Consider the following 16305-nt stretch of genomic DNA (forward strand, 5'->3'; position numbering starts at 1 on the left):
TTAAATTATAATAAATAAATTTGATCAATGAAAACTGTTGTTTTAAAGTTTGGTGGAACTTCTGTAGGAAGTATCGATAGAATTAAAAAGGTATGTAAAATTATATCTTCCTATAAAAAGAAGAAAAATAAAGTAGTAGTGGTTTCTTCTGCTATGAGTGGCGCCACTAATGAACTAATTAATAAATCCAAGTTAATATCAAATAATTTTGATAAAGCAGAATATGACACTTTACTATCTACTGGTGAGCAAGTTTCCTGTGCTTTAATTGCGGGAAGATTAAATCATATTGGTTTTAAATCTAGATCTTGGTTATCTTGGCAGATACCAATTATAACTGAGGGCCCACACTCAGCTGCACGGATTAATAGAGTGGTTTCAAAAGATGTACAAAACTATCTCAAAAATGGAGGCATTCCTGTAATTACTGGTTTTCAAGGAATCAACAATAATTATAGGCTAACAACTATCGGAAGAAGCGGTTCAGATGCTACAGCAATAATGATAGCCAAATATATTAAAGCAGATGAGTGCATTATTTATACTGATGTAGATGGTGTTTATACTACTGATCCAAGACAGTACAAAAAAGCAAAAAAAATTAAAAAAATATTTTATGATGAAATGTTGGAAATGGCATCTTTAGGTTCAAAAGTTATGCAACCAACATCTGTACAAGATGCAAAATTGAGTAAAATAGATATAAAAGTTAAATCTTCATTTGTTTCAAAGCCTGGAACATTGATTACTAATTCATCAAAAGCTTTTAGTAATCAAATCATAACTGGAATTTCATCAACTAAAAATGATGCAAAAATTACAATTGAAGGAGTTAAAGATAGACCGGGAGTAGCAGCATCTATTTTTAAACCTCTATCTCAAAACTTGATAAATGTAGATATGGTTGTTCAAAATATTGCTCTTAATGGAAAAGAAACCGACCTAACATTTACAATTAAATCTGATGATTTAAAAAAAACAGAAAAGTTTATAAAAAGTAACAAAAAAATATCTTATAAAAAATTATCTTTTGACAAAAATGTATCAAAAGTTTCAATTATTGGAGTCGGAATGATAACAACTCCTGGGATAACTTATCGTATGTTTCAAGCTTTAGCTTCAAAAAAGATAAACATCTTGGTAATATCTACTTCTGAAATTAAGATTTCAGTTTTAGTTGCCACTAATCAAGTAAAAAAAGCTATAGTTGTATTACATAAAGAATTTAAATTAGACTAAATTTTATGAGCCTCAGGCCCTTCAGAAATATTAATCGAAAAAAAACAAAAGTAATAAATGTTGGTGATGTAAAGATTGGTGGGGACAATCCTATCTCAGTTCAATCAATGACGAATACTTTAACAACTGATATTAAAGCTACAATTAATCAAATAAATGCAATTCATGAAGAGGGTGCTGACATAGTAAGGGTTTCATGTCCAGATGAAGACTCAACAAATGCGCTAAAAGAAATAACACAAAATGTAAAACTACCAGTAATTGCTGACATCCATTTTCATTATAAACGAGCAATTGAAGCTGCCGAAAATGGAGCAAAATGTTTGAGAATAAACCCAGGCAATATTGGTGATAAACAAAAAATTCATGACGTTTTAAGTGCTGCCAAAAATAATGATTGCTCAATAAGAATTGGGGTTAATGCAGGTTCACTTGAAAAAGACATTCTTGAAAAATATAAAGAACCTTGTCCGGAAGCTTTAGTAGAGAGTGCTTTAAGAAATATCAAAGTCTTAGAGGATCAAAATTTTTCTAATTTCAAAGTTAGCGTTAAGTCTTCAGACGTTTTTTTATCAATTGCAGCATATCGACAACTTTCAAAAGCAATGGATTATCCGTTACATCTTGGAATAACAGAAGCTGGAAGTTTTGTATCAGGAAGTGTTAAATCATCTATTGGCCTTGGAACATTACTTTTAGATGGAATTGGGGACACTATCAGAATCTCACTTTCTGATGACCCGGTAAAAGAAATAAAAATTGGTAACGAAATTTTAAAGTCATTAGGATTAAGAAACAGAGGAGTAAAAATTATATCCTGTCCTTCATGCGCAAGACAAGCATTTCAAGTAATCGATACAGTTAAGATTTTAGAAGAAAAACTATCGCATATTAAAACTCCAGTTACACTATCTATAATTGGATGTGTAGTAAATGGGCCTGGTGAGGCAGCAATGACAGATGTGGGTATTACAGGTGGTGGAAAAGGTAACAATATGCTTTATCTTTCTGGTGTTCAGAGTAAGAAAGTCTTAACAAATGAAATAATTGATAAAGTTGTAGCAGAAGTTGAAAAAAAAGCTTCGGAGTTAGAAAAAAAATAATGATACCAGCAAAAACAATTGAAGAACTTATACTAAAACATTCAACTTTAGAAAAAGATCTATCTTCTGGTGAAATTGACAAAAAGCTGTTTGCGGAAAAATCAAAAGAGTACTCCGATGTTAATGAAATTATAGAAAATGCTAGGAAGTATTTATCATACGAGGACGATAAAAAAGATCTGGAAAAAATTTTAAATGATAGTTCTGCAGATAAAGAATTAAAAGATATGGCTGAACTTGAATTGTCAGATTTAAAGACTGAATTTGAAATAAATGAAAAAAAATTGAAATTATTCTTACTTCCAAAAGATGAAGCAGATAAAAAAAATGCAATCATAGAAATTAGAGCAGGAACAGGAGGACTAGAAGCAAGCTTATTTGCTTCTGACCTTTTTAAGATGTACGAAAAAGTGAGTCATAAAAAGAAATGGACATTAGAGTTAATATCAATTTCTAGGAGTGATGCTGGAGGTCTAAAAGAGGTTATAGCATCAATAAAAGGAACTAATATTTATTCAACTTTAAAATATGAAAGTGGAGTTCATAGAGTTCAAAGAGTACCAGATACCGAAACACAAGGAAGAGTTCATACTTCAGCTGCAACGGTTGCTGTATTGCCAGAAGCAGAAGAGGTTGATTTAAAAATAAATGAGTCTGATTTAAGGATAGATGTTTTTAGAGCGGGTGGGCCAGGAGGACAGTCAGTAAATACAACTGATAGTGCAGTTAGAATTACCCATATTCCCACAGGATTATCTGTTTCTCAGCAAGATGAAAAATCACAACATAAAAATAAAGCCAAAGGAATGAAGATATTAAGGTCAAGGTTGTATGAACTAGAAAGATCAAGAATCGACCAAGAAAGATCGAAAGACAGAAAAACAAAAATAGGAACGGGGGATAGATCTGAAAGAATTAGAACTTATAATTTTCCTCAGGGTAGAGTCACAGATCATAGAATTAATTTAACACTTCATAGATTGGAGGAATTTTTAGAGGGCGAAGCTTTTGATGAAATGATTGAGTCATTAACATTGCAAGCACAAGAAGATAGTTTGAGTAGTTTAAATTAAATGAACATTCAGTCAGCAGTTTTAGAAGGAACAAGTGTTTTAAAGAGCAAATCTATTTTATCTGCTCAACTCGATACAGAAATTTTAATGGCTAAAGCTTTGGACAAAAATCGTGAATATATAATTTTAAATCATGATAAAGTTTTAAATAATGAAAATTTAGAATATTTTAAAAAATTGGTTCGTGAACGAGCTACCAGAAAACCTATAGCCTATCTTTTAAATAAAAAGTTTTTTTGGAAAAGCGAATTTTATGTTAATAAAAACACTCTTATACCACGTCCTGATACAGAAATTATTATAGAACAAATTTTAAAAGTTACTAAGAATAAAGAATATTTAAGAATTCTTGATATCGGAGTTGGTTCAGGGTGTATTCTCTTAAGTATACTAAAAGAAAGAAAGAACTTTTATGGAACTGGAATAGATATTAGTAAAAATTCGATAGAGATATCTAAAATAAACGCAAAAAGGCTATTTGTTGACAAAAGAGTTAAATTTTACAAATCAGATGTTGACAAATTTGCTGAAGGCAAATATGATTTAATTATTTCCAATCCCCCTTATATTAAAAGAAGTGATTTAAAATATTTGGAGAATGATGTTCTAAAGTTTGAGCCTAAATTAGCTCTAGATGGTGGATTGGATGGTTTAACAGTAATTAGAAAAGTAATAAAAAAATCATCTGAGCTGTTAAAAAAAAATGGAAAATTTATTTTAGAGATTGGTTTTGATCAAAAAAGTAAAGTTATTAAATTATTAAACAATAAGGGTTTTTATATAAACAGTACTATTAAAGATCTTGCAAAGAATGATCGTTGCATAGTTAGTACCAAAATATAACTAATTAGATTTATGGTAACATTTAGAAATAACAACAATGTAAGAAGAAATAATTTTAGAAGAAATGATAGAAATTTTAAAAGTAATGGGGATAGACCTAAATTTGGATCTAATTACTCAAATAATGATAACTTTAAGAGAAAAGTCCCTGGCAGAAACAACCATAATGCTCCGAAATTAATAGAAAAATATAATGATTTGGCAAGAGAAGCTTCTTCAAATGGAGATAAAATTTTATCTGAAAATTACCTTCAGCATGCAGACCATTTTACAAGAATTTTAAATGAACAAGAAAATTTAAAAAAGATTAGATTTGCTGAAAGTAAGATTAATGATCCTATTTTAAGTACAGAGGAAAAAGGCAATAGCTCAAAAGAAACTATTGAAGAAGAAAAAAAAACGGAAGTAAGCTAATTTAAACCAATAATTTTTTCTGATTTAAGAACATCTAATTTAATCTTATTAATTTCAAATATCTCTCTATTTACCCCTTTTAAAATTTTACCAGACGGAAGCTTTAATTTTTGAGAGTTCACTCGTTTTCCATTAACAATAACCTCATAGTGCAAATGTGGACCAGTTGATTTACCAGTTGAACCAACATATCCAATTGTTTGACCTTGTTTAACTCTTACGCCATTATTAATTCCTCGTGCAAATTTAGACATGTGAGCATAAACTGTTTCATAAGTTGAATTATGTTTAATTTTTACACAATTGCCACCTCCTCCACACCAGCCAGCTTTTTTTATTATACCATTCCCAGATGCCATTATTGGCGTTCCCATTGGAGCTGCAAAATCAGTTCCTTTATGCATCTTATTAAATCCATCAATTGGATGTTTTCTCATACCATAAGATGAAGATAATCTTGCACCATTGATAGGTGTTTTCATTAAAGCTTTTTGAACACTTTTTCCATTTTTATCATAATGACCTTCATTTCCTTTCTTGTCATAATAATATAGAGAATTATCTTGACCACTAAGTTTAAGATTTGCAAAAAGAATTTCTCCAGTTTCAATTACTTTATTATTTTTATCAGTAAACACTTCATACATAATTTGGAATTTATCTAGTTTTCTAATGTCTCTTTGAAAGTCTACTTGAAAACCGTAAATTCTAGCAAATTCAATTATAGTATTAGGTGGAATTTTTTGATCAGTAGCAGCTTTGTATAAACTTTGTTTAATTACATTTTCCTTATAAACAATTTTTTTATCTAATTTAAGTGTTAGGATTTCATGATTAAATTTTTTATTTGCATCTTTTCTTGATAAATAAATTTTTTCAGTATTTGAAATTTGAAATACAAATTCTTTAATTTCATTATTAGTCTGATCTACTGTAATTTGAATTCTTTGATTTGTATTGAGCTTGTTAATATTAACTTTATTTGCAAGGTTTTTTTTAATAAGATTAATTTCTTTTTTACTAATTGAATAATTTTCCAAAATATTGACAAAAGTTTCTCCTGCCTGAATTTTGTGGTTATATTTTTTATATCTAGGTTCTAAACTGTTAATAATTTCATCAAGGGTTTTTTTTAAATAAATATTATTTATAAAATTATTATATTTTTGAATATTTATTTTTTTTTGGTAATTAAAAAAAGACGAGGTAACAATTATTGTTATAATAAAAAAAATTAGTACAAATATTTCTAAGTTTTTTAAAAACAGACTTATAATTTTTTTTTGCATTTTTAAATTTATTGATAGAGATTATTAGTTCAGCAGTGTAAAAAAATCAAAAAAAACCCAATAAAATCATCATTTTTTGTCGATTTTAATAAATTTTTTTTATTCTTAAATGCTTGATTTCCTTTTATTTTAGCCTATAAGCGTCACACTTTCTCACGAAAATTATTGTTAACACAATAGATTAGTGTGGATTATTGGGCTTTTTAGACCCAATTAGCTATTTAAAAAGTAAAAATTTAAGAAGAGAAGTGTGGACGGTTAAGGTTACCAAAATTTGTCGTACACACTTCAACATTATATAAATTTTATTCTTAGAATTTATATAGAAGCTAGTGTGCGCCGTTTTTAAACTTGAGAGTTTGATCATGGCTCAGAACGTACGCTGGCGGCACGCCTAACACATGCAAGTCGAACGAAGTAGCAATACTTAGTGGCAGACGGGTGAGTAACATGTAGGTATCTGCCCTTTGGCCTGGAATAACACGAGGAAACTTGTGCTAATACCGGATAAGTCTTTACGGAGAAAGCTTTATGCACCATTGGATGAGCCTGCACTTGATTAGTTTGTTGGTGGGGTAATGGCCTACCAAGACTGTGATCAATAGCTGATTTGAGAGGATGATCAGCCACATTGGGACTGAGACACGGCCCAAACTCCTACGGGAGGCAGCAGTGGGGAATCTTGCACAATGGAGGAAACTCTGATGCAGCGATGCCGCGTGAGTGAAGAAGGCCCTTGGGTTGTAAAGCTCTTTCGTCGGGGAAGAAAATGACTGTACCCGAATAAGAAGGTCCGGCTAACTTCGTGCCAGCAGCCGCGGTAATACGAAGGGACCTAGCGTAGTTCGGAATTACTGGGCTTAAAGAGTTCGTAGGTGGTTGAAAAAGTTAGTGGTGAAATCCCAGAGCTTAACTCTGGAACTGCCATTAAAACTTTTCAGCTAGAGTATGATAGAGGAAAGCAGAATTTCTAGTGTAGAGGTGAAATTCGTAGATATTAGAAAGAATACCAATTGCGAAGGCAGCTTTCTGGATCATTACTGACACTGAGGAACGAAAGCATGGGTAGCGAAGAGGATTAGATACCCTCGTAGTCCATGCCGTAAACGATGTGTGTTAGACGTTGGAAATTTATTTTCAGTGTCGCAGGGAAACCGATAAACACACCGCCTGGGGAGTACGACCGCAAGGTTAAAACTCAAATGAATTGACGGGGACCCGCACAAGTAGTGGAGCATGTGGTTTAATTCGAAGATACGCGCAGAACCTTACCAACACTTGACATGTTCGTCGCGACTCTAAGAGATTAGAGTTTTCGGTTCGGCCGGACGAAACACAGGTGCTGCATGGCTGTCGTCAGCTCGTGTCGTGAGATGTTGGGTTAAGTCCCGCAACGAGCGCAACCCTCACTTTTAGTTGCCATCATTAAGTTGGGCACTCTGAAAGAACTGCCAGTGATAAGCTGGAGGAAGGTGGGGATGACGTCAAGTCCTCATGGCCCTTACGTGTTGGGCTACACACGTGCTACAATGGTATCTACAACAGGAAGCAAGACTGCGAAGTTAAGCAAATCCCTAAAAGATACCTCAGTTCGGATTGCACTCTGCAACTCGAGTGCATGAAGCTGGAATTACTAGTAATCGTGGATCAGCGTGCCACGGTGAATGCGTTCCCGGGTCTTGTACACACCGCCCGTCACACCATGGGAGTTGGTTCTACCTTAAGGCAAGGTTTCAAACCCTTGACCACGGTATAGTCAGCGACTGGGGTGAAGTCGTAACAAGGTAGCCGTAGGGGAACCTGCGGCTGGATTACCTCCTTTCTAAGGATGAATGAAAGTAAAATTTCATTCTAAATAATATACATCGGTAATGTTGACCGTCCTCATTTCTCTTCTTAAAGTAGTGTTTCTCTTGCATGGGGGCCGGTAGCTCAGTTGGTTAGAGCACACCCTTGATAAGGGTGGGGTCGAAAGTTCAAGTCTTTCTCGGCCCACCAAATAAGATCATGGGGGATTAGCTCAGCTGGGAGAGCGCCTGATTTGCATTCAGGAGGTCAGCGGTTCGATCCCGCTATCCTCCACCAAAACACTTAGTTATAAAAATTGTAAATATAAATAATAATTAATATCAATATCTATATCCGAACATTAGTAATGTTATTAGCTAATGTTCAAAATAAAAATTTGATTCAACACAGAATTTTTTTCTGTGCATAAATCAAGCGTTTAAGGGCGTGTAGTGGATGCCTTGGCACTGAAAGCCGATGAAGGACGTGATATACTGCGATAAGTTTCGGGGAGCTGTATGTAAGTTTTGATCCGAAAATTTCCGAATGGGGAAACCCACCACTTTATGTGGTACTTTAAACTGAATACATAGGTTTAAAGAGACAACCTGGAGAACTGAAACATCTAAGTAACCAGAGGAAAAGAAATCAATTGAGATTCCGTTAGTAGTGGCGAGCGAACGCGGACTAGGCCAGTAGTTTTGTTAAAAAAATTTGAATAGTTTGGAAATGCTAACCATAGAGGGTGATAGTCCCGTATGAGTAACGTTTAACAAAATTCTTGAGTAAAGCGGGACACGTGAAATCCTGCTCGAATATAGGGGGACCACCCTCTAAGCCTAAATACTCTTCAGTGACCGATAGTGAACTAGTACCGTGAGGGAAAGGTGAAAAGAACCCCTATTAGGGGAGTGAAATAGAACCTGAAACTGCATGCCTACAATCAGTCGAAGCTCTTTTTAGAGTGACGGCGTACCTTTTGTATAATGGGTCAGTGACTTAATTTATTAAGCAAGCTTAAGCCATCTAGGTGTAGGCGCAGCGAAAGCAAGTCTTAATAGGGCGATTAGTTTAATGAATTAGACCCGAAAACGAATGAGCTTACCATGAGCAGGTTGAAAGTTGGGTAACACCAACCGGAGGACCGAACCAGTTGACGTTGAAAAGTCTTTGGATGACTTGTGGTAAGGGGTGAAAGGCCAACCAAATTCGTAGATAGCTGGTTTTCCGCGAAAACTATTTAGGTAGTGCGATGAATAAATAGATGCTTAGAGGTAGAGCACTAAATGGGCTAGGGGGAAGAAATTCTTACCAAACCTAATAAAACTCCGAATGCTAAGTATTGTTCTTCATCAGACAGACTGTGGGTGCTAAGGTCCATGGTCGAGAGGGAAAGAGCCCAGACCACCAGATAAGGTCCCCAAATTATGATTAAGTGTGAAAGGATGTGGAAATTCCTTAACAGCCGGGAGGTTGGCTTAGAAGCAGCCATCCTTTAAAGATAGCGTAACAGCTCACCGGTCTAATAGAGTTTCTGCGCCGAAGATGTAACGGGGCTAAAATCATATACCGAATCTGTGGGTTTATAAAACTCTCGAGTTTTATAAGCGGTAGCGGAACGTTCTGTAAGCCTGTGAAGGGATACCCGTGAGGGATCCTGGAGGTATCAGAAGTGCGAATGCTGACATAAGTAACGATAAAAGAAGTGAAAAACTTCTTCGCCGAAAATCCAAGGGTTTCTGCGCAAGGTTAATCCGCGCAGAGTTAGTCGGCACCTAAGGCGAGGGCGAAAGCCGTAGTCGATGGAAATAAGGTTAATATTCCTTAACCAGATGGTAGTGACGGATCTTGTAAGTTGTGAGTTCTTAATGGATTGAGCTTGCCGCGAAAAGGTTCCAAGAAATAGCTCCATCATTAGACCGTACCCTAAACCGACACAGGTGGATTAATAGAGTATATTTAGGCGCTTGAGAGAATGATGTTGAAGGAACTCGGCAAAATGCTTCCGTAACTTCGGGATAAGGAAGACCTATTTTTAGGCAACTAGAGATGGGTGGCACAAGCCAGGGAGAAGCGACTGTTTATCAAAAACACAGGGCTCTGCTAACACGTAAGTGGATGTATAGGGTCTGACGCCTGCCCGGTGCTGGAAGGTTAATGCGGTTGGTGCAAGCTAACTTCTGAAGCCCCAGTAAACGGCGGCCGTAACTATAACGGTCCTAAGGTAGCGAAATTCCTTGTCGGGTAAGTTCCGACCTGCATGAATGGCGTAACGATTTCTCCGCTGTCTCCAACATCAACTCAGTGAAATTGAATTCTCCGTGAAGATGCGGAGTTCGCGTAGTTAGACGGAAAGACCCCGTGCACCTTTACTGCAACTTTACATTGGTATTAGGAAAAACATATTTAGCATAGGAGGGAGACATTGAAGCAAAGGCGTCAGCTTTTGTGGAGTCACCAGTGAAATACCTCTTTTGTTTTTCTTGGTATCTAACTGATTGCCGTCATCCGGCATCAAGACATTGTATGGTGGGTAGTTTGACTGGGGCGGTCGCCTCCCAAATAGTAACGGAGGCGTGCGAAGGTAGGCTCAGAACGGTCAGAAATCGTTCGTAGAGTGCAATGGCATAAGCCTGCCTGACTGTGAGACTGACAAGTCGAGCAGAGACGAAAGTCGGTCATAGTGATCCGGTGGTTCTGAGTGGAAGGGCCATCGCTCAACGGATAAAAGGTACGCCGGGGATAACAGGCTGATACTGCCCAAGAGCTCATATCGACGGCAGTGTTTGGCACCTCGATGTCGGCTCATCACATCCTGGGGCTGGAGCAGGTCCCAAGGGTTTGGCTGTTCGCCAATTAAAGTGGTACGTGAGCTGGGTTCAGAACGTCGTGAGACAGTTCGGTCCCTATCTGCTATGCGTGTAGAAGAATTGAGAGGAGTTGACCCTAGTACGAGAGGACCGGGTTGAACATACCACTGGTGGACCGGTTGTAGCGCCAGCTGCAGTGCCGGGTAGCTAAGTATGGAAGAGATAACTGCTGAAAGCATCTAAGCGGGAAACTCACCTCAAAACTAGTTCTTCCTATAGAGCCGTGGTAGACCACCACGTTGATAGGCTGGATGTGGAAGCGCAGTAATGCGTGCAGCTGACCAGTACTAATAGCTCAATTGGCTTGATTTATGCACTGAAAAAAATTTTTTGAAATTTAGATGATATGATTTAATTATTTTTGAATTTTACTATTGAATTAATCTAATTCAAATTTTTGATAATAATTTTCTTTAGATACTTGATTTTGTTTTTTTTTATCAACAATACAATTTCCAATTACAAGATAGTCCAGCTCAGTTCCCATAAAACAATTGTATGCTTCAGTTGGAGAATTGACTATTGGTTCACCTCTAACATTAAAAGATGTATTCACAATAACACCACAACCAGTTTTTTCTTTAAATTTTGAAATTAAATCATAATATTTTTTATTTGTCTTTTGACTTACTGTTTGAATCCGAGCTGAATAATCAACGTGTGTTACAGCGGGTATTTCAGACCTTTTAATATTAAGTTTATCAATACCAAATAAATTATTTTGCTCATCTGACATTTCAATTTTTTTTGAAGAATGAATATCAGCAACTAAAAGCATATATGGGCTGTCAACACTTATATCAAACCAAGTACCTGCATCTTCTTTTAATACTGATGGTGCGAATGGTCTAAAACTTTCTCTATATTTGACTTTTAAATTTAAGTTCTTTTGCATTTTATCAGATCTAGGATCTCCTATTATTGATCTTGCCCCTAAAGCTCTTGGACCAAATTCCATTCTTCCTTGAAACCATCCAATAGCTTTTTCATCAGATAAAAAATTTGATGTTTTGTTTATCAATTCCTCGTAATCAACTGTTTCAAAATTTGCTCCAATTGACTTTAATTCTTTTTCAATTTGATCCTGATTAAATTCGCAGCCTAAATAGGATCCCTTCATATCATCATCTATATTTACTGCTCTACTATTTCCTTGTTCTATATACCAAAGAGCTAAAGCTGCTCCTAAAGAACCTCCTGCATCACCTGACGCAGGCTGAATCCAAATATTTTCAAAAATATTTTCTTTAAGAATTTTTCCATTAGCCACACAATTCAATGCTACTCCACCTGCTAAACAAAGATTTTTAATTTTGTACTCTTTCCGAATTGATTTTGCTAATTTAATCATTATTTCCTCAATTACTTTTTGAATAGACGCGGCAATATCCATATGAAATTGATTTATATTTTCATTGTTTGGATTACGGGGCTCTTTTCCAAATAAATTATTAAATTTCGCATTAGTCATTGTTAATCCAGTTGCATAATTAAAATAAGATTGATTTAATCTAAAAGTTCCATCATCTTTTATGTCGATTAATTTTTTGACTTTATCTTCATAAATTGGATTTCCATATGGGGCTAAACCCATAAGTTTGTACTCACCACTGTTTACTTTGAATCCTGTATAATATGTGAAAGCAGAATAAAGAAGTCCAAGTGAATGTGGAAAATGAATTTCTTTTTTTATTTCTAAACAATTATTTTTACCAACAGCAACAGTTGTTGTGGCCCACTCACCTACACCATCTGCAGTTAATATAACAGCTTCCTCAAAAGGTGATGGAAAAAAAGCACTTGCTGCGTGACTTAAATGGTGATCAGAAAAAAAAATATTTTGATCAGATTTAAAATCTTTGTCATGTTCTTTTAATTTATTAAATAAAAGATTTTTTTGAAAAAGTTTTTCTTTAATCCATAAGGGCATAGCTTTAGCAAATGACACAAAACCTCTTGGAGCAAACGCTACATATGTTTCCAACAATCTTTCGAATTTTAAAAATGGTTTTTCAAAAAAAACTATTTGGTCTACCTCACTTAATTTTAAGTTTGCATATTTAAGAACAAACTCTATCGCATTATAAGGATAACCTGGATCATGTTTTTTTCTTGTAAACCTTTCTTCCTGTGCAGCTGCAATGATTTTTCCATTTTTAAGAATGCATGCTGCACTATCATGATAAAATGCAGAAATACCCAATATTGAAGTCACTTTAAAAAATAGTATAAATAAACGGAGCTACAGCTGAGCCTTGTGTTAACACAATTAATCCACCAAATAAAACAAGAACTATAATTATTGGAAAAAGCCAATATTTTTTTCTAACTTTTAAAAATTCCCAAAATTCTTTTATAAAACTCATAATTAAAACTGATTCTTCATTTTACTTTTTGGACCAACTTTTTCAATCCAATAAGAACCTTCTTTTTTATTTAATTTAAGATTTAAAACATCTTTACCTAATAACCTCATAAGTAAGCCTATTGGTGTTACAACTAAAAAAAATATTATTCCCATTATAATTGGTGAAATAATTTTTCCTAAAAATAATCCAAACTTAAACCATGCTAAATTAAGAGGATAAAGCAAAATAGAGTTTAGCAATCCCAATATTAAAAAAATAACTGATAAAACTAAAAAAAATATTTTTATTTGACCATCATAAAACATCGGGTAAATAGAAATTATTAATAAAACAATAAAGAAAACTAATCCAAAGCTTCTGTTTGAGTTGATATTATTGTTATTTTTTTTCATCTTATTATGTAAATCTATTTTAAATTTAAAAGTAATTATAAGTAATTTAATAGTATACTAATAATAAATTTATTAAATATAAAATTTTAATTCTTTAAAAAATTATTAGTATATGAATATAGTTAAAAATTTAATTCTAATTATTTTCTCAACTATATTTTCATTATATCTATTGGAAGTCTTATTTAGTTTTCATAAATTATATAAAGTTAATGAGACACCTGAATTAACCAAACAAGCTGAAGATGATGATGAGGGGTTTGATACTCGATCAAAAATTGAAGTTTTTAATGATATTACTTCAACAGAAAAGGAAAAATTTATTTTTAATTACGTTTTTAAAGAAGTTTATATTAACAGGTTTAATAGTTATTTAGATAAAAAAAAACTAGTACCATTGGCAGGCAAATCCCATAGTAAAGTTATACATTGTAATGAAAATGGAAACTGGTCAATTTATAAAAGTGATCGATATGGATTTAATAACAATGATAAATTGTGGGATAATACAAATAGAAAAATACTTTATATTGGCAACTCTTATACACATGGTGCTTGTGTTGATTATGATTTTTCATTAGCTGGATGGTCAAACAAACATTTTAAAAATTTTTCTACATTGAGTTTGGGCTCTGATGGCAAAGGACCCATAGCTAGTTTGGCTTCATTAAGAGAATATTATCCAAATGAACTTTCACATGTTATATATTTTTTTTATGAAGGAAACGATTTAAGTGAATTGAAAGATGAAATGAAAAATGAAATTCTTTTGAACTATTATAAAAATGAGACTTTTTTACAAAATTTAAAAAAAGAGCAAGAAATTATAGATAAAGCATGGACAAAAATGTTTTTTGATAGTTCTTATAACTTAAAAAAAAGTAGATTAAAAAGATTTATAAAATTAAGATTTGTAAGAGAATATTTGTCAAAATCTAAGAAATTAATTTTATTTTCTCAACAGTCAAAAAGAATAACAAAAAAAGATTTAAAAAACTTTGAAGAAATTGTTTTAAAGATGAAAAATTTTTCAGAAAGTCTTAACAGCAAGTTTTCAATTGTATATTTGCCTTCACCAGCAAGGTATTTTAAACCATTTAACGAAAATGCAGAATATAACTATTACGATAACATTATAGATATTTTTAATAGGAATGATATTGATTATTTAGATGTTAAAAGTAATCTTTTTGGATTATCAAACGATCCAAAAGCTTTATTCCCAAGAAGAAAGTTTAACCATTATTCAGCCAAAACTTATGGAAAAATAGTTGAGTTAATGAAAAAATCAATTATTCTTAATCACTAAATATTCTTGATTTAAATTTTATACTAATAAACCAATCATGAAAAAATTAAATATATTGATTACCGGTCATACCAAAGGACTAGGAAAAGAATTATTTAAATATTTAGCCAAAAAACACAACCTTATAGGTATAGCACGAACTAGTGATAAAAAAAAAAAGAAAAACAATTTAGATGCGACGTTTCAGATTATTACTCTTTAAAAAAAGTTTTTTCGAAAATAAAAAAAATTGATGTTTTAATAAATAATGCAGGTATATCAAAATATTCTGATGATGAGATTAAAAATTTTGATAAAATTGTTAAGATAAATTTAAATGGAGTTTATTATTGTTCAAAATTAGGAATTGAAAAGTTAAAAAAATCTCAAAATCCTAGAATAATTAATATTTCAAGTATTAATGCATACCAAGCTTTTCCAAGTAACCCAGGATACATAGCATCTAAAGGTGGCATTTTATCCTTAACAAGATCTTTGGCACTAGATTGTCAAAAAAATAAAATTAATGTTAATTCAATTTCACCTGGATATTTTAAAACTAGTATGACATCCAAAAGTTTTAACAATAAGTTCCAATTTCAAAAAAGAACAAAAAGAACAATATTGAGAAGATGGGGCGATCCAAAAGATTTATTTGGTATAGTTGAATTCTTAATATCTAAAAATTCCTCTTATATAACTGGTCAAGATTTTGTAGTAGACGGTGGCTGGTTAGCAAAAGGATTGTAATATGATTGTTTTCTTAAAAAAATAAAATATATGACAAAAAATATTGAGAAAATAAGTTATTTAAATAAAAAATATTTTTTTATAAAAAATCTTATTTCATATTCATTATTAATAGTTTTTAGAATTTTTAAACCAGTTTTAAGAAATCAAAAATATGTAAGAAAAGCTCAAAATTTTCACAGAAAAATAGAGTTCAAAATATTTAAAAATTTAGAATTTAATCAATATACTATGTATGATAATTTTGAAAAAAATAAGATCTTATTAAACCATGACTTGATTATAGGTAATAATTTTTTAATTAGAAAAAAAGTTTATAAAATATTAGATAAATTTATTAAAAAACGAAAAAAAAATGAACTCATATTAGAGCTTGGATCAGGCAACGGTAGAAATTTAGCATATTTTGCAAAAAAATATAAAAATCTAAAATATATTGGGATAGATATTTCAGATACCAATTATTTAACATCTATCTATTTTAAAAATAAATTTAAAATTAATAATCTCAAGTTTTTTAAAAAAGATATTACTTTAGAAAAAACATTTAAAAATCTAAAAATTAATCCAGATTTAATATTTACCTGCTTTGCTATTGAGCAAATACCTTATAGATTTGAAAATGTTTTAGAAAATATTGCAAAATTACAACCAGAATTATTGATATTTATTGAACCTTTCCCAGAATACCAGGGTTTAACTTTAAGAGGTATTTCAACAAAATTAAGAGCAAAATCTTTTAGTAGAATATATAGACATAAAAAATTAATAAATGATTTTAAAAAAAAATATAACTATAAATTGCTTGAGGAGGGCAAATGTGGTTTTGGGGGAAATCCATTTAATGAGGCGTGCAAAGTTATTTTAAAAAAATCAAATTAGCTGCT

The 16305-nt window shown here is 32.4% G+C and carries 12 protein-coding genes, 2 tRNA genes and 2 rRNA genes; 12 read left to right on the top strand and 4 right to left on the bottom strand.

Annotated elements, in window-relative coordinates:
- Positions 1-27 precede the first annotated feature (27 nt).
- Genes ACIJYB_RS00580 through ACIJYB_RS00600 form a run of 5 tightly spaced genes read left to right on the top strand, consistent with a single transcriptional unit; the run spans position 28 to position 4672 of the window.
- On the top strand, positions 28-1239 hold the full coding sequence (locus tag ACIJYB_RS00580; RefSeq protein ID WP_435151213.1) for an aspartate kinase: 1212 nt from the start codon (positions 28-30) through the stop codon (positions 1237-1239).
- A 5-nt stretch (positions 1240-1244) separates the two neighbouring features.
- A complete protein-coding gene (gene ispG, locus ACIJYB_RS00585; protein ID WP_435151214.1) occupies positions 1245-2342 on the top strand; it encodes a flavodoxin-dependent (E)-4-hydroxy-3-methylbut-2-enyl-diphosphate synthase in 1098 nt (365 codons plus the stop codon).
- Positions 2342-3415 (top strand): peptide chain release factor 1, encoded by a 1074-nt coding sequence (prfA, locus tag ACIJYB_RS00590; RefSeq protein ID WP_435151216.1) that lies wholly within the window; start codon positions 2342-2344, stop codon positions 3413-3415. Before ispG ends, prfA begins: the two co-directional genes overlap by 1 nt.
- Entirely contained in the window at positions 3416-4258 is an 843-nt protein-coding gene (gene prmC, locus ACIJYB_RS00595) for a peptide chain release factor N(5)-glutamine methyltransferase (protein ID WP_435151218.1), read from the top strand.
- Positions 4259-4270: 12 nt separating this feature from the next.
- Positions 4271-4672: a DUF4167 domain-containing protein gene (locus tag ACIJYB_RS00600; protein WP_435151220.1), complete on the top strand. Its 402-nt coding sequence runs from the start codon at positions 4271-4273 to the stop codon at positions 4670-4672.
- On the opposite strand, the gene ACIJYB_RS00605 is transcribed toward ACIJYB_RS00600, so the two are convergent.
- The gene (locus tag ACIJYB_RS00605) at positions 4669-5961 is read right to left on the bottom strand and encodes a peptidoglycan DD-metalloendopeptidase family protein (protein WP_435151221.1); all 1293 of its coding nucleotides are present in this window, start codon (positions 5959-5961) and stop codon (positions 4669-4671) included. The two genes, ACIJYB_RS00600 and ACIJYB_RS00605, sit on opposite strands and share 4 nt — an antisense overlap.
- Positions 5962-6308: 347 nt before the next feature.
- On the opposite strand from ACIJYB_RS00605, the gene ACIJYB_RS00610 reads away from it, so the two are divergent.
- The 4 genes from ACIJYB_RS00610 (at position 6309) to ACIJYB_RS00625 (ending at position 10931) form a co-directional block, all read left to right on the top strand.
- Positions 6309-7783 (top strand): 16S ribosomal RNA (locus ACIJYB_RS00610).
- A 99-nt stretch (positions 7784-7882) separates the two neighbouring features.
- A tRNA-Ile gene (locus ACIJYB_RS00615) sits at positions 7883-7959 on the top strand.
- 11 nt (positions 7960-7970) lie between these two features.
- A tRNA-Ala gene (locus ACIJYB_RS00620) sits at positions 7971-8046 on the top strand.
- A 132-nt stretch (positions 8047-8178) separates the two neighbouring features.
- Positions 8179-10931 (top strand): 23S ribosomal RNA (locus ACIJYB_RS00625).
- Together the 16S and 23S rRNA genes with 2 tRNA genes alongside form the textbook arrangement of a ribosomal RNA operon.
- A 67-nt stretch (positions 10932-10998) precedes the next feature.
- Here ACIJYB_RS00625 and ACIJYB_RS00630 read toward each other — a convergent pair.
- Genes ACIJYB_RS00630 through ACIJYB_RS00640 form a run of 3 tightly spaced genes read right to left on the bottom strand, consistent with a single transcriptional unit; the run spans position 10999 to position 13380 of the window.
- Positions 10999-12834, bottom strand: a complete 1836-nt coding sequence (locus ACIJYB_RS00630; RefSeq protein ID WP_435151223.1) for a carbamoyltransferase family protein — start codon at positions 12832-12834, stop codon at positions 10999-11001.
- Between the two features lies 1 nt (position 12835).
- The gene (locus ACIJYB_RS00635) at positions 12836-12985 is read right to left on the bottom strand and encodes a DUF5989 family protein (RefSeq protein WP_435151225.1); all 150 of its coding nucleotides are present in this window, start codon (positions 12983-12985) and stop codon (positions 12836-12838) included.
- Between the two features lie 2 nt (positions 12986-12987).
- The gene (locus ACIJYB_RS00640) at positions 12988-13380 is read right to left on the bottom strand and encodes an SxtJ family membrane protein (RefSeq protein ID WP_435151227.1); all 393 of its coding nucleotides are present in this window, start codon (positions 13378-13380) and stop codon (positions 12988-12990) included.
- Positions 13381-13492: 112 nt separating this feature from the next.
- Here ACIJYB_RS00640 and ACIJYB_RS00645 point away from each other — a divergent pair, with 112 nt between their 5' ends.
- The 3 genes from ACIJYB_RS00645 to ACIJYB_RS00655 all read left to right on the top strand — a co-directional run bounded on the left by ACIJYB_RS00645 (position 13493) and on the right by ACIJYB_RS00655 (position 16300).
- Complete coding sequence (locus ACIJYB_RS00645; protein WP_435151229.1) at positions 13493-14689, top strand: hypothetical protein; 1197 nt, start codon at positions 13493-13495, stop codon at positions 14687-14689.
- A gap of 219 nt (positions 14690-14908) precedes the next feature.
- Complete coding sequence (locus tag ACIJYB_RS00650; protein WP_435152487.1) at positions 14909-15418, top strand: SDR family oxidoreductase; 510 nt, start codon at positions 14909-14911, stop codon at positions 15416-15418.
- A gap of 30 nt (positions 15419-15448) precedes the next feature.
- A complete protein-coding gene (locus ACIJYB_RS00655; RefSeq protein ID WP_435151231.1) occupies positions 15449-16300 on the top strand; it encodes a class I SAM-dependent methyltransferase in 852 nt (283 codons plus the stop codon).
- The last annotated feature ends 5 nt before the right edge of the window (positions 16301-16305 follow it).

Source organism: Candidatus Pelagibacter bacterium nBUS_44, from assembly GCF_051200895.1.
In the GTDB taxonomy this organism is placed as follows: Bacteria; Pseudomonadota; Alphaproteobacteria; order Pelagibacterales; family Pelagibacteraceae; genus Pelagibacter.

Bases quoted from the DNA above. Each gene is read 5' to 3' on its own strand.
- ACIJYB_RS00580 (WP_435151213.1), top strand. From the start codon at position 28: ATGAAAACTGTTGTTTTAAAGTTTGGTGGAACTTCTGTAGGAAGTATC.
- ispG (WP_435151214.1), top strand. From the start codon at position 1,245: ATGAGCCTCAGGCCCTTCAGAAATATTAATCGAAAAAAAACAAAAGTA.
- prfA (WP_435151216.1), top strand. From the start codon at position 2,342: ATGATACCAGCAAAAACAATTGAAGAACTTATACTAAAACATTCAACT.
- prmC (WP_435151218.1), top strand. From the start codon at position 3,416: ATGAACATTCAGTCAGCAGTTTTAGAAGGAACAAGTGTTTTAAAGAGC.
- ACIJYB_RS00600 (WP_435151220.1), top strand. From the start codon at position 4,271: ATGGTAACATTTAGAAATAACAACAATGTAAGAAGAAATAATTTTAGA.
- ACIJYB_RS00605 (WP_435151221.1), bottom strand. From the start codon at position 5,961: ATGCAAAAAAAAATTATAAGTCTGTTTTTAAAAAACTTAGAAATATTT.
- ACIJYB_RS00635 (WP_435151225.1), bottom strand. From the start codon at position 12,985: ATGAGTTTTATAAAAGAATTTTGGGAATTTTTAAAAGTTAGAAAAAAA.
- ACIJYB_RS00640 (WP_435151227.1), bottom strand. From the start codon at position 13,380: ATGAAAAAAAATAACAATAATATCAACTCAAACAGAAGCTTTGGATTA.
- ACIJYB_RS00645 (WP_435151229.1), top strand. From the start codon at position 13,493: ATGAATATAGTTAAAAATTTAATTCTAATTATTTTCTCAACTATATTT.
- ACIJYB_RS00655 (WP_435151231.1), top strand. From the start codon at position 15,449: ATGACAAAAAATATTGAGAAAATAAGTTATTTAAATAAAAAATATTTT.